General features: G+C 39.7%; 14 protein-coding genes. 7 read left to right on the top strand and 7 right to left on the bottom strand.

The features are described 5' to 3' along the window. Positions 1–3 precede the first annotated feature (3 nt). Together fabF and A9P82_RS11525 are read right to left on the bottom strand one after the other, a co-directional pair. Positions 4–1,257, bottom strand: coding sequence for a beta-ketoacyl-ACP synthase II (gene fabF / locus A9P82_RS11530; RefSeq protein ID WP_066207956.1), 1,254 nt, complete (start codon positions 1,255–1,257; stop codon positions 4–6). 126 nt (positions 1,258–1,383) lie between these two features. After that, positions 1,384–1,620, bottom strand: coding sequence for an acyl carrier protein (locus A9P82_RS11525; RefSeq protein ID WP_066207954.1), 237 nt, complete (start codon positions 1,618–1,620; stop codon positions 1,384–1,386). 222 nt (positions 1,621–1,842) lie between these two features. On the opposite strand from A9P82_RS11525, the gene A9P82_RS11520 reads away from it, so the two are divergent. Beyond that, complete coding sequence (locus A9P82_RS11520; RefSeq protein WP_066207952.1) at positions 1,843–2,286, top strand: GNAT family N-acetyltransferase; 444 nt, start codon at positions 1,843–1,845, stop codon at positions 2,284–2,286. Here A9P82_RS11520 and A9P82_RS11515 read toward each other — a convergent pair. Further along, on the bottom strand, positions 2,283–2,768 hold the full coding sequence (locus A9P82_RS11515) for a YcxB family protein (RefSeq protein WP_066209879.1): 486 nt from the start codon (positions 2,766–2,768) through the stop codon (positions 2,283–2,285). The two genes, A9P82_RS11520 and A9P82_RS11515, sit on opposite strands and share 4 nt — an antisense overlap. Before the next feature lie 85 nt (positions 2,769–2,853). Between A9P82_RS11515 and A9P82_RS11510 the strand changes: the two genes are divergently transcribed. Both A9P82_RS11510 and A9P82_RS11505 read left to right on the top strand, forming a co-directional pair. Beyond that, positions 2,854–3,534: a CPBP family intramembrane glutamic endopeptidase gene (locus A9P82_RS11510; RefSeq protein ID WP_066207951.1), complete on the top strand. Its 681-nt coding sequence runs from the start codon at positions 2,854–2,856 to the stop codon at positions 3,532–3,534. Positions 3,535–3,540: 6 nt separating this feature from the next. Continuing rightward, positions 3,541–5,472 carry a M1 family metallopeptidase gene (locus A9P82_RS11505; RefSeq protein ID WP_066207950.1) on the top strand — a complete coding sequence of 644 codons (1,932 nt, stop codon included), beginning with the start codon at positions 3,541–3,543 and terminating at the stop codon, positions 5,470–5,472. Positions 5,473–5,567: 95 nt separating this feature from the next. Here the strand turns inward: A9P82_RS11505 and A9P82_RS15880 are convergent, their stop codons facing one another. Further along, positions 5,568–5,780: a DUF5808 domain-containing protein gene (locus A9P82_RS15880; protein WP_066207948.1), complete on the bottom strand. Its 213-nt coding sequence runs from the start codon at positions 5,778–5,780 to the stop codon at positions 5,568–5,570. A gap of 108 nt (positions 5,781–5,888) precedes the next feature. Then, complete coding sequence (locus A9P82_RS11495; RefSeq protein ID WP_066207946.1) at positions 5,889–6,215, bottom strand: MmcQ/YjbR family DNA-binding protein; 327 nt, start codon at positions 6,213–6,215, stop codon at positions 5,889–5,891. A 100-nt stretch (positions 6,216–6,315) separates the two neighbouring features. On the opposite strand from A9P82_RS11495, the gene hemL reads away from it, so the two are divergent. From hemL to A9P82_RS11475, 4 genes are all read left to right on the top strand, one after another. Beyond that, positions 6,316–7,608 carry a glutamate-1-semialdehyde 2,1-aminomutase gene (hemL, locus tag A9P82_RS11490; RefSeq protein ID WP_066207944.1) on the top strand — a complete coding sequence of 431 codons (1,293 nt, stop codon included), beginning with the start codon at positions 6,316–6,318 and terminating at the stop codon, positions 7,606–7,608. A gap of 67 nt (positions 7,609–7,675) precedes the next feature. After that, a complete protein-coding gene (locus tag A9P82_RS11485) occupies positions 7,676–7,921 on the top strand; it encodes a hypothetical protein (RefSeq protein WP_066207943.1) in 246 nt (81 codons plus the stop codon). 29 nt (positions 7,922–7,950) lie between these two features. After that, the gene (locus A9P82_RS11480) at positions 7,951–8,946 is read left to right on the top strand and encodes a PstS family phosphate ABC transporter substrate-binding protein (protein ID WP_066207941.1); all 996 of its coding nucleotides are present in this window, start codon (positions 7,951–7,953) and stop codon (positions 8,944–8,946) included. A gap of 63 nt (positions 8,947–9,009) precedes the next feature. Further along, positions 9,010–10,716, top strand: coding sequence for a tetratricopeptide repeat protein (locus tag A9P82_RS11475; protein ID WP_066207939.1), 1,707 nt, complete (start codon positions 9,010–9,012; stop codon positions 10,714–10,716). A gap of 65 nt (positions 10,717–10,781) precedes the next feature. Here the strand turns inward: A9P82_RS11475 and A9P82_RS11470 are convergent, their stop codons facing one another. Together A9P82_RS11470 and A9P82_RS11465 are read right to left on the bottom strand one after the other, a co-directional pair. After that, entirely contained in the window at positions 10,782–11,219 is a 438-nt protein-coding gene (locus A9P82_RS11470; RefSeq protein WP_066207937.1) for a hypothetical protein, read from the bottom strand. Between the two features lie 131 nt (positions 11,220–11,350). Further along, the gene (locus tag A9P82_RS11465) at positions 11,351–13,297 is read right to left on the bottom strand and encodes an alpha-amylase family glycosyl hydrolase (RefSeq protein WP_066209877.1); all 1,947 of its coding nucleotides are present in this window, start codon (positions 13,295–13,297) and stop codon (positions 11,351–11,353) included. Positions 13,298–13,305 lie beyond the last annotated feature (8 nt).

The following is a 13,305-nucleotide window of genomic DNA, read 5'->3' as shown; positions in this document are numbered from 1 at the left end:
ACACTATGGAATATATTTCTTTACGATGATGGCTGCATTGTGTCCGCCAAACCCGAATGTATTACTCAGCGCTGCATTTACCGTACGTTTTTGCGCTTTATTAAAAGTAAAATTCAGTTTAGGGTCAAGCTCTTCATCATCTGTAAAATGATTGATAGTCGGAGGAATAATATTATGAACCACACTTTGGATAACTGCAATTGCTTCAAGCGCACCCGCGGCACCAAGCGCATGTCCTGTCATTGATTTGGTAGAACTAATGTTTAAGTTGTAAGCATGTTCGCCAAAGACATTCATGATTGCCTTTACTTCGGCAATATCGCCGAGTGGGGTAGATGTTCCGTGTGTGTTGATATAGTCGATGTCTTCCAAATTCATGTCCGCATCTTTCAAAGCTGCAGCCATCACATTGCGCGCGCCAAGTCCTTCCGGATGTGGAGCTGTGATATGATAAGCATCTGCGGTAGCGCCGCTTCCGGCAATTTCGCAATAAATTTTTGCACCGCGTGCCAAAGCATGGTCAAGTGTTTCCAAAACAATGACTGCTCCTGCTTCGCCTAAGACAAATCCGTCTCTGTCTTTATCATAAGGGCGGCTGGCGGTTTTAGGGTCATCATTGCGTTCGCTCATTGCTTTCATAGCATTAAAGCCGCCAACGCCGGCTTCGCTTACAACAGCTTCGCTGCCGCCTGCTACCATTACATCGGCTTTGCCCAAACGTAGTAAGTCAAGTGATATGCCAATTGCGTGCGTGCTACTCGCACAGGCACTTACGGTAGAAAAATTGGGACCGCGCAGGTTGTGCCGCATAGACACATGACCCGGCGCAATATCCAGAATCATCTTAGGAATGAAGAACGGGTTGAAACGTGGCGTACCATCGCCTTTGGCAAATTCCATCACTTCATTTTGAAAGCTGATTAATCCGCCAATGCCGCTGCCGAGTATTACGCCTGTGCGGTCGGAGTCGATATTGTCTTTGCGAAGACCTGCATCTTGTAGTGCCTGGTCGCTCGCTACAATGGCAAGCTGGGCAAACCTGTCTATTTTGCGGGCTTCTTTCCTATCCATGTACTCGGTAGGATCGAAGTTTTTTACTTCACAGGCAAACTTTGTTCTGAATTTTGATGCATCGAAAAGTGTAATCATATCTGCACCGGAAACTCCATTTACCAGATTTGTCCAATAATCATGAAGATTATTTCCTATTGGTGTCAAACATCCGATACCGGTAACAACTACTCTTTTTGTTTGCATAAGTCTGAATACTTTCTAAACTGAATCTGTACTGTATAAATTTAATATAAGCCCGTCCACGACAATCCTTTATCGTGAGGCGGACTTACATCTTTTTGAAATATCGCAAAATATTTTCGGTAGGTTTTATTTGGCGTGTTCTTCCAAATAAGAAACTGCCTGACCCACGGTAGTGATGGTTTCTGCTTGTTCGTCGGGAATTGAAATATTGAATTCTTTTTCAAATTCCATGATGAGTTCCACCGTATCCAGAGAATCGGCACCTAAGTCATTGGTAAAAGAAGCTTCATTAGTTACTTCTGATTCTTCTACGCCTAATTTGTCAACAATAATCTTTTTTACTCTTGTTGCGATGTCTGACATTGTAAAAATTTTTTAGTTACGAACGCAAAAATATAATTTTTAATTAATTGACAATGCAATATCTGATTTTTGTTTTCATAATCGGTATTTAAAACCGCGTTATTCGCCGATTAAAACCTCAATTTCATTACAAATAAAAGAACATTTACCTAAACTATTCGTTGTTATCGGGAAAATATTTATTTTTATTTCGCAGTATTCATTAATGACAATTATGCAAAAATGGCAATACAAATTATAGATTACGGGACGGAAGATTATGATAAAATGGTTCGCCTGCGCCATTCGGTGCTGCGCAAGCCGCTCGGGCTGGAATTTGAACCCGGCGAATTGGAAAAAGATAAAGAAGGTATGTTGATCGGCTGCTTTGAAAATGACAAAATGATTGGTTGTTGCATACTCACAAAAGCGGACAAGTACACTATCCGCCTGCGGCAAATGGCTGTAAATACGGGGCTGCAAGGCAAAGGTGTGGGACGCGCCATTTTGGTTTTTGCAGAAAATATTGCACGTGATTTTGGCTACGAAAAAATGATAATGCACGCACGCAAATCAGCAACAGGTTTTTATGAAAAACTTGGTTATACTATTTCGGGAGAAGAATTTCCCGAGGTTACCATTCCACATTTTAAAATGGAAAAAGACCTGAAGAAAAGTAAGTTTTAATACTTTGCATTGCGCAAATTATCGTTCAGTAAAATTCTAAGGTCTGCGATAAACTCGTTACTCATCTGCTCTTTTGGAAAAAGAAAAAATGAACGGGCATTGAAGTACAGATGAAAAAACTGCGATGATTCAAAATAGTTGGAAAACCTGTTCCAGTCCCAGTGAACATAGCCTTGCTCATTTTCCAGCGTTACACCTTGTGCATTGAATGTTGCAGAAAAATTATCTTTAAACGTCTTGAGTGCTTTGCGGTAAACGATGTTCGGCATTACAAACCAAAAAATAATCACAAGTGCCATCCATAACAGCGAGCAAAGCAGAAACGCCTGCGGGCGAATTTTGTGCATTGCATATAATACAGCAGCAATAATTGCAAAAATATTAACCACGTAAGCCAGAATTTTTACTTCGGGGCGCGATACAAAATGCAGCCGCAAGCCTTGCAGCACTTTTGCTTTGTTGTATTGGAAACTGTATTGCATTGTGCGGTCAAAAGTAGTAGAAAATAAAGTAAACGAATTTATAAATGGATAAATAAAATTATATTGCAATTATATTTATCCCGAAATGAAGAATACTGTTTCCAAAACGACATACCTGAGCGGCATATTATCCATACTGATACTGCTTTTAGTTTCACTATTTTACAGAAGGCTTTTCGGTTTACCTGCGATTATCAATGAATCCATATTTATTTGGAGCAGAATTTTTATCTGGCTGGTTGTATTGTTCGCTTATTTCTATGCTGTAAAAATTGAAAAACAATCACTCATTATTTGGGAAGAAAAAAAATATTCTTTTTTAAAAACGGTTGTACATATTCTTGCAATATATGGTGTGGTTATTTTAGCCGGAATAGTCGTAGCCATTCTTCAAAAGTTGTTTAAGTTTCAAACAAAAAGCGCTCGTTTAGAGACGATACTTAATTTGTTCAGACCAAGATATTGGTTAGCACTTTTAACTTGCCTTACTGCGGGCATTACGGAAGAATTAATTTTCAGAGGGTATATACAAACAAGATTGATGAAGCTGGCTAATAATGTTTGGTTCGGTATAATAATTTCTGCATTTTTATTTGCTTTGTTTCATCTCAGTTATGGAACGGTTGGCGAATTTGTCGGCGTGTTTTTCATAGGTATTATCTTCGCCTATTATTATTGGAAATACCGAAGTCTGAAAACATTAATGATTGTTCATTTTATTGTTGATACGGTTTCAATAACGCTTCAATTATATCATCACAAATAAAATTTTATGAAAAAGGTTTTTCTCTGTTTATCGTTCGCAAGCCTTATCGGTACTGCATTTGCGCAAAACGATTCTTCTTCTTACGACAATCGTGCAGCATTTGCACCGGATTTTTATACCGACAACGGTAACAGCTATCGCAGCGCAGTCGGTGCGCCCGGACCGGATTACTGGCAAAACCGTGCAGATTACAATATCGACGTAAAGCTCGATACAACAGCTAAACGCATCGATGGTTCGGTACAAATCAATTATACCAATAACAGTCCTGATAACCTGCCTTATGTGTGGTTGTATGTGGAGCAAAATATTTACCGCGAAGACAGCCGTTCCGTAGCTGCAACGGATGTTGTAGGCAACATGAGACGATATGCTGCGCCCGTTTATACGCAAGGCGATGAACTGAAATCCGTATCTGTAACATTGAATGGAAAAACATTTCATCCAAAATATGTTGTAAGTGATACACGCCTGCAAATTTTATTGCCCGAAGCACTGAAAGCCAAAGGCGGCAAGCTGCAAATCAATATTGATTACGGCTTTAAAATTCCCGAAAAAGGAACGGATAGAATGGGCAGATTATTAACTAAAAACGGATGGATTTATGAGCTGGCGCAATGGTACCCGCGTATGTGCGTTTACGACGATGTGGAAGGCTGGAACACGCTGCCGTACTTGGGCGCAGGCGAATTTTATCTGGAATACGGCAACTTTAATTATTCCATTACCGCGCCGTCGAATTTGATTATTGCGGGTTCCGGAACATTACAAAATCCTACGGAAGTTTTAACTGCTTCGCAACAACAAAAACTGGCACAGGCAAAAAACAGCGATGCGACCGTAACCGTTCATTCTTTGCAGGATGTGCTAAGTGGCAAAGACCGGTTGAATAAAAAAGAATTGACATGGAAGTTTCAATGCCTTAATACGCGCGATGTCGCTTGGGCTGCATCCAAAGCTTTTATTTGGGACGCGGCGCGCATCAAAATGCACAGCGGAAAAATAATCTTGGGACAATCGGTTTATCCCGAAGACTCAAAACCTATTTGGGATAGCTCTACTTATTTTACAAAGCGTTCTATAGAACTTAATTCTTACTGGCACGACTTTCCTTACCCTGTTGCTACGAATGTTGCCGGCATTGTCGGCGGCATGGAATACCCGGGAATTGTATTTTGTGATTGGAAAGAAAGCAGCGCGGCAGAATTTTGGTTTGTAACGGAACATGAATTTGGACATAATTGGTTTCCGATGCTTGTTGGCTCAAACGAAAGAAAATATGCGTGGATGGACGAGGGCTTTAATACGTTTACCAACTTTGTCAATTCGCGTATCTTCAACAACGGCGCATACAACAACGAGCCTGACAAATACAAAGTTGCCAAAAGATTTTTCAGCAAGCGTGAAGAGCCTTTGATGACGATTCCTGATGTGATACAGCCTTACACGCTCGCAGATGTGGGCTATTACAGACCTGCAGTCGGATTATTGATTTTGCGCGATGTAATTCTCGGGCACGACCGGTTCGATTATGCTTTCAAAAAGTATATCAATGATTGGGCGTATAAACATCCAACGCCTTATGACTTTTTTCATGCAATGGACAACGGCGCAGGCGAAGATTTGACTTGGTTTTGGCGCGGATGGTTTTACAATACATGGAACGTTGACCAAGCCGTGAAAGGCGTGAAGTACGAAAGCGATTCATCATCGCTGGTAACCATTGAAAATATTGGTAAAATGCCTTTGCCCGTAAAAATCAAAATTGAAGAAGAAAACGGGAAAGTTACCAACCTGCAATTGCCTGTTGAAATATGGCAACGCGGTGCTGTGTGGACTTTCCGTGTAAATACAACATCAAAAATAAAAGAAGTTACACTCGATCCCGAACATGAATATCCCGATACAAATCCGGAGAATAATTTATGGAAAGAATGAGCCAAAAAGCCGTGTAATTGATTTTACACGGCTTTTTATTTTAAGGTTTCGGCAAAATCATTTACTTCTTTTCCCCTGCCAGGCATATGAAAAAATCATTTACCACGATTACTAAGAAGTCCGATCAATACCATTAATAAAATAAAAAATAATATTGACAGAGGACTGGCAAAATTTATCGTCCAGCCGAAAAATGGATTTCGCTTAGGTATGAATAGTCGCACATCGTCTTTATTAAAATAGAAAACGCCCCATTTCCAAAATTTGGGATTGCGATAATCGTCATTATTGAAATCATTTTTATTCATATTATTTCGATTAAAATTCAGTTGTGTTCAAAGAATAAAATTACACATTGCAAAATGCTCATTGTGTTTGCGACATCCTTAGTGTATCCTATCCAAGGTGGATAACAATCATTTACTTCTTTTTCCTACCAACTCACGAGACTTTTTAATACAGTCCAATACCACATTTCTTTCAACATTTCCATCAAGGATAATCGTGTTCCAATGCTTCTTGTTCATGTGGTAGCCGGGAATAATAGATGAATATCCTTCACGCAGTTCAATAGCTTCGTCTGGATCGCATTTCACGTTGATGCGCAAAGGCGTTTCGTCCGAAGCAATCAACAAAAATATTTTGCCCGAAGTTTTATATACAAATGTTTCTTCGCCGAAAGGGAAATATTCTTCCACATCGGGCAAAGACAAAGCGTAGTCGCGTATTTCGTCTAAAAACATTGAAATAATTTTATCAAAGTTAAACAAAATTATCCTTTACATTTTTCCGACAAAACCCGCCGATTATCTTCCTACATTTGCTTTCAAAATTTTTTATTTCATGTACGAATATATTTCAAGCAAAGCCTTATTCGAGCGTGCGCAGCAAAGCATTCCGGGCGGCGTTAATTCGCCTGTGCGTGCATTCAAAAGCGTAGGCGGAACACCTGTATTTATCGAGAAAGCAAAAGGTGCTTATTTATACGATGTGGACGGCAACAAATACATTGATTATATCGCATCCTGGGGACCGATGATTTTAGGTCATGCTTATGAACCTGTTATCAAAGCCATTCAACAAAAAGCGGAAAATTCCACATCTTTTGGTGCGCCTACAGAATTGGAAATCGAGATTGCCGAATTAATTAAGTCTATGACTAAAAATGTAGATTTGATACGCATGGTTAATTCGGGAACGGAAGCGTGTATGTCCGCAATCCGCCTGGCGCGCGGGTTTACGGGTAAAAACAAATTCATCAAATTTGAAGGTTGTTATCATGGTCATGCCGATATGTTCTTGGTAAAAGCAGGCAGCGGCGTTGCAACTTTCGGCATACAAAATGTTCCGGGCATTACACGCGGCGTAGCGGACGATACATTGACTGCACCGTATAACGATTTGGAAACTGTAACAAAATTGGTTACAGAATATAAAAATCAAGTTGCAGCCATCATTGTAGAACCGGTTGCCGGAAATATGGGTTGTGTTTTACCGAAAGAAGGTTTTCTCGAAGGCTTGAGAAAAATATGCGATGAAGAAAATATCCTGTTGATTTTTGATGAAGTAATGACGGGCTTTCGTCTTGCAAAAGGCGGTGCGCAAGAGAAATTAAATATAGATGCAGACTTGGTTACTTACGGAAAAGTGATTGGCGCGGGAATGCCCGTGGGCGCATTCGGTGGACGAAAAGAAATTATGCAGCACATTGCCCCGTTGGGAAATGTGTATCAGGCGGGAACGTTGAGCGGCAATCCTTTGGCGATGATTGCAGGCTACACTTTATTGAAAGAATTGAACGAAAACTCCAATCATTTTTCGGAGTTGGAAGCGAAAACTATTTACTTAAAAAACGGTTTGGAGAAAGTATTGTCGGATTACGAAATTGATTTTATGATTAATCAATTCGGCAGTATGCTGAGCATTTTCTTTACCAAAATTTCTGTTACGGATTTTGCAACTGCTTCAACAACCAATACTGAATTTTTCAAACAATTTTTTCATGCAATGCTCGGGCGCGGCGTGTATTTGCCGCCGTCGGCTTTTGAAAGCTGGTTTTTGAACAACGCACTTTCTTATGAAGATTTGGATGCAACTATCATTGCTGCAAAAGAAAGCCTTGAAACAATATTGTAAAAATTTTTACATTCGCTTGTGGTAAAAAACATGAGTTTTTGCATCTTTATTATATAACTTAATTATTATGGAATCAAATGACCGTTTCAGAGAGCAGCAGAGAAAGCGATATGCTAACATGCGTGCTATTAAAGATGTTGTGATGGCAATTATTATTTTAGGTGTCGGATTGATGATGTTCTTCGGAAAAAAATTTCTGTACACGCGTGCTTTCTTTCAGGAGAAAGACCCTGTGATTCTTTATATATTCGGCTCGTTATGCTTATTGTACGGCGGCTTCAGAATGTACATGGCAATAAAGCGCAATTATTGATTTTTTAAAAAGAGGTGTTAAATAACCCCATGATGAATTATTGCTCAAAACAAAATTTTATAAAAATTTTTCGCACAATAAAATTTCTACTTATTTTTAGCGGAGTTCTTTGGAGTTTTTCATCGTGCAAGCACCATAAAAGCGGCAAGGATATTATTGATCATCCGCAGCAGGGCACTATTCGTATTTGTGTTGATGAAAGTTTTGAACCTATCATCAGCCAGCAGATAATGGTGTTTGAAGCGTCTTATTCCGATGCGCATATCATTGTAAAATATGAGCCGGAAGCTGATTGTTTCCGCGATTTTCAGAACGATAGTACGCGAATGATGATTGTGGCACGGGGATTGACAGAAGATGAGAGCGAGTATTATAACAGTGTACTTGGACATCGTCCCAATTATTCGGTAATGGCTTTTGACGCAGTTTCGGTAGTGGTAAATGCATCAGCTCGCGACAGCGTATTTTCTTTAAGTCAGTTAAGAAAAATATTAACCGACACCGTACCCGGAAATATACAGGCGATACTGGACGGAGAAAATGCAACAAGTACAGTAAGATATCTAATGGATTCAGTAACCAAAGGAAAACCCTTTGGTACAAATGTACGTGGTGTGAAAGGGAGCAAAGCGGTATTGGATGCGGTAGCCGAAAACGAAAATGCGATAGGGTTTATTGGATCGAGCTGGTTTGGAAATAAGAATGACTCCGAACAGACAACCTACGCACAAAAAGTACACTTGGCTTATGTTGAGAGTAAAAAAGAAAACAACTCAATTATAAGGGACACAGTTGTTTATGCAAAGCCGTCGCAGGCTACTATTTACAGCGAGCAGTACCCTTTGATACGAACTTTATACTGTGTATTAAAAGATAATTACATAGGCGTAGGAACTTCCTTTTATAACTTTATGAGTTATCAAAGAGGGCAGTTGATTTTCAGAGTCGGCAATCTTGTTCCTGCAAAAATGAACTTTACTATTCGTACCGTAAATAATGATACGGGCAGTATTAATAAAAAATAAAATTTGTAGTAAATATATTCTTTACACAATTTCATTAAACAACAAAAAATCAAATCAAAGAAAATGAAGAAGATTGTTTTTAGTGCGCTTGCCGTCGCAGGCAGTATCAGTTTGGTTTCGGCGCAGAAACTGGAAGACGGCATTCAAGCGCTTTATTATGGAAAGTTTACTTCTGCTACGCAAACTTTTCAACAATTGCTGCAAAAAAATCCGAAAGACGACCAGGCTGCGTATTGGTTGGGGCAGGTGTATTTAAACAATAGAGACGGCGAAGCAGATGGAATACAAAAAGCTGCAACGCTATACCAGCAAACAGCATCTGCAGGTGTAAACAGCCCCTGGATTTTGGTAGGATTGGGACAGATTGATTACATCAATCATAAGAATGACGATGCAGAAAAAAAGTTTGACCAGGCAAGCAGTACTTCCAATTTCAAAGGGAGACACAAAGATGAAGACCGTGCCGCTATCTTAACCGCTATTGGTCGTGCAAGCGCTTATGGCAATAAGGATATAGGCGACCCTATTTACGCTATTCCGGCTTTACAGCAAGCTGAGGCTCTGGACAAAACGTCTCCCGAACCTTGTATTTATAAAGGGTTAAACTTTTTGAAAATAGGCGGCGACCAGGGTGGAAATGCATTCAGTGCGTTTAATGACGCAATTACCCGCAATCCTAAATATGCTGAAGGTTATTATCACATGGGGCGCATTTTTCAGGCGCAGGATAATTTTGAAATAATGGACAACTGGTATCAGCAAGGGATTACTGCTGACCCCACTTATGCGCCTATCTATCTGGCATATTTCAACTATTGGGAAACGAGAGATGCAAGTAAAGCCAAAGGTTATTTAGATAAATATGTAGCCAATTCCGATGGTGGTTGTTACATACAGTATTATCAGGCAGAATATCTTTTCCGTTCAGGTAGTTACCAGGAATCTATTGCTAAAGCAAAAGAAATGGAATCCGGTACTTGTGGAACATACCCGCGTCTGCCTTTATTGTTAGCGGTAGATTATCATAGAACCGGCGATACTGCGCAGGCTGTTTCTTATGCTAAAAAATTCTTTTCAAGTGTGGCGCCATCCAATATTCAGCCTTATGATTATGCCTTTGCAGGCTTTATCTACAAAGATGTTCCCGGAATGGCTGATACTGCTGCTGCTTACTTGATTAAAGCTTACGAATTGGATACGCTCGCATCTGACAAAGCAACGATTTCCGATTCAATCTCGTATGCGTTGGATAAAGCCGGTAAGCCAATCGACAAATATAACTGGGACAGAAAAGTATATGATTCCAAAGATTCTACATCTGACAATTACAATTTGGCAATATTCAATGTGGGCAACGATGCGTTGCAAGTTGCATCATCATCCGATTCAACTTATTATGCAATTGCAGACTCTTTCTTTACAAAATACAAAACCAAATATCCCGACCAGATTTTTGGTTACAAATATTTGGCTACAAGCAAACTAATGCAGAAAGATACAACTGCCGCAACGCCTTATGTGGAAGATTATATCAATCAAATGCTGAAAGATACTTCAAAATATAGTGTTGCGGGGGATATAGAACCATTGTATGGTGTATTGGCAGGTTATTATATAAATTCCAAAAGTGATTATCCAACCGGATTAAAATATTTGAAAGCTATTTTAGCTATCGACCCCAATAATGATGTCGCTAAACAAAATGCGGATGCAATCGAAGCTTATTTAGCTAAGAAAAATGCTCCGGCGTCTTCCGGTGGTAAAAAGTAATCGAATTGATTTAGGTTATCTCAAGAAATAAAAAAAGGAGTGTAAATTTTACACTCCTTTTTTTATTATCTTCTGCCTTTATTGTGTCCTTTCTTATGACCGTTATCATGATGATATTTTGGGTCTTTGCTATCTCGGATAATAGGTTGTCCATGCTGTCCCTTGTATTTGCCGTAATCACGAATATCCTGCGCATTTGTTCTGTATGGAGTAGGACGGTTTACCACTACTTTATAGGAATTGTAAATATTATAATTTGCATATCTGCGAGGTAATCTTGTACTATAATGCCATGAATTTCCTACAGGATAATAATAACGTTTGTGGACTACATCGTAATAGCAATTAATATCCGGCAAATAATAATATTGCACATAATCATAACCGGTGGGTCCCCAGCTTGGCTGGCTTCCGATGTTTACATTTATATTTATCTGGGCGTTTGCCTGATGCAGCGATAGGCTTCCTAAAAGCACGGCAGCTGCGATAAGAGTCTTTTTCATAAATTACTTTTTTAATTTTTAATAATGCGGAAATTAATTCCTTACTACAATATTAAGACCAAAATACTGCTTCAAGGTTAAATTTATTTTCCGGATTATAAGGTAGAATTTAATGTTTTTTCGGTAGAAAATTATTGGAGTGCCGAATTGCTGTACACATGATATTCTCCCGGCTGCAACGTAATGCTGTACGATGCGGAAGCAACATTAATATTTCCGCCCAAGAGATTGTCATACCAAGTTCCGACAGCAGGAAAATTGATAGTTGTAGTTTGCGGCACTACATCAAAATTGCCCACAACTTCCACATTTGTACCATCTGCTCCTTTTAATTGAATCCATTTAACAGCGTTATTCAAACTATATGTAAAATCTGTTGTTGTAAAAACAGGGTTATTCGTTTTGTAATGAATCATTTTGGCATAAACGTTATACAACGCTGCACGGTTCGCATCGCTCATATAATTCCAAAGCGGCGGCTGGTCGTCAGTTCTTTTGTCGCCCGTGTTATTCAGGTTTCCGTAATCAGGCCCTGCACTCGCATCGTCATAGCCGCGCTCGCCGAACATCCAAAACATTTTCGGACCGGGCGCAGAAAATAAAAATGTTGCCAGCATTGCATCGCGCTGTAAACCTGTTGCTAAAGTTTTTATGCTATAACTTCCGCTGCTGTTTCCATACGCGCCGTTCTTGAATTGCACACGCACTTCATCATGGCTTTCTACATAACCCATTAATCCATTGGGTTGGTCTATGCCAAAATGATTGTAAAACAAACTCGACAAATCCCAGGAACCGCCTGCATCGTTATAGCTCATTGCAGCCTGTGTACCTGCAGGGTTTTGATTGTTCCAACTTATCATACCCTGTTGTGCCAATGCTTCTACTTCCGAAGGTTCTGCAAATTCTTCCAATATCATATAAGCTGTCGGGTCGATGCCTTTGACATACGTATTCAAAGTTGTGAGTGTTTTTACACGGTCTGCATCGTAAGCCGTCCAAAGATTTCCATTGGTGTTGGAATTGGTTTGTGTATAGCCATTTGCCTGGTCTAAACGGAAGCCGTCAATATGATATTCCTTTAACCAATAATGAAAAACATTTTCGGCAAAAGTTACCGTTGCCGGCTTTTGATAATTCAACTGATAACCTACACCGTAAGGATGTGTTGTAACAGAATCAAACCAAGGGCTGTTTTGTGTAGGCGTATTTGTATTTGCATTCCAATACATTTGCACCAATGGCGAAGAGCCGAATTGGTCTTCCAGCACAATATCCTGGATTACGGCAATGCCGCGCGCGTGGCACGCATCGATAAATGCTTTATAATCGTTCGGCGTACCATAATATTTGTCCAATGCAAGCATGAAATTGCTGTTATAACCCCAGGAATCATTGCCTTCAAATTCATTCACGGGCAACAATTCAATCGCATTTACACCAAGCCGTGCAATGTAATCCAATGTATCGGTAAGCGTTTTATAAGAATGTGTTGCCACAAAATCTCTTACCAATAATTCATACACAACTAAATTTTTAGGGTCAGCTCTTTGGAAATTACTTGTCTTCCAATTATACGTTGGTGCATTGTATTGCATCACACTCACAATGCCTGTTTGTCCGCTCGGATAAACAGGTATATGTGGATAAACGCTCGAAGGAATATATTTATCATTATTCGGGTCTGAAATCTCGTGCGAGTAAGGGTCGGCAACTTTTAAGGCACCATCAATATAATATTGATAAGTATAAGTTTTTGCCGGGTCGAGACCGCCGATTTTTACCCACCAGCGATTGCCATCGGTCGAATTAATCATTTTAGTTGCACTCGTATTCCAGGCATTAAAATCTCCTATGAGATAAACAGATTTTTTATCCGGTGCATACAGATTAAAAATTGCCGAATCGCCATTGCTGAAAAACGTAACGCCATCGGCTGTTCCCGCCGGAACATCTTGTGCTGTTGTAGTCGAATCCGGTTGCGCCGGCTGTGTAGGGGTTACACTTTTTTTACTACAGCTGCACATAAATACAATAATAAATAAAGCACAAAATATTTTTCCGAAATGATTTTTCATATCCATTT

The sequence above is a fragment of the Arachidicoccus sp. BS20 genome, from assembly GCF_001659705.1.
In the GTDB taxonomy this organism is placed as follows: domain Bacteria; phylum Bacteroidota; class Bacteroidia; order Chitinophagales; family Chitinophagaceae; genus Arachidicoccus.
The sequence above is the reverse complement of the archived record's forward strand: the minus strand, read 5'-3'. Positions and strand labels throughout refer to the sequence as shown.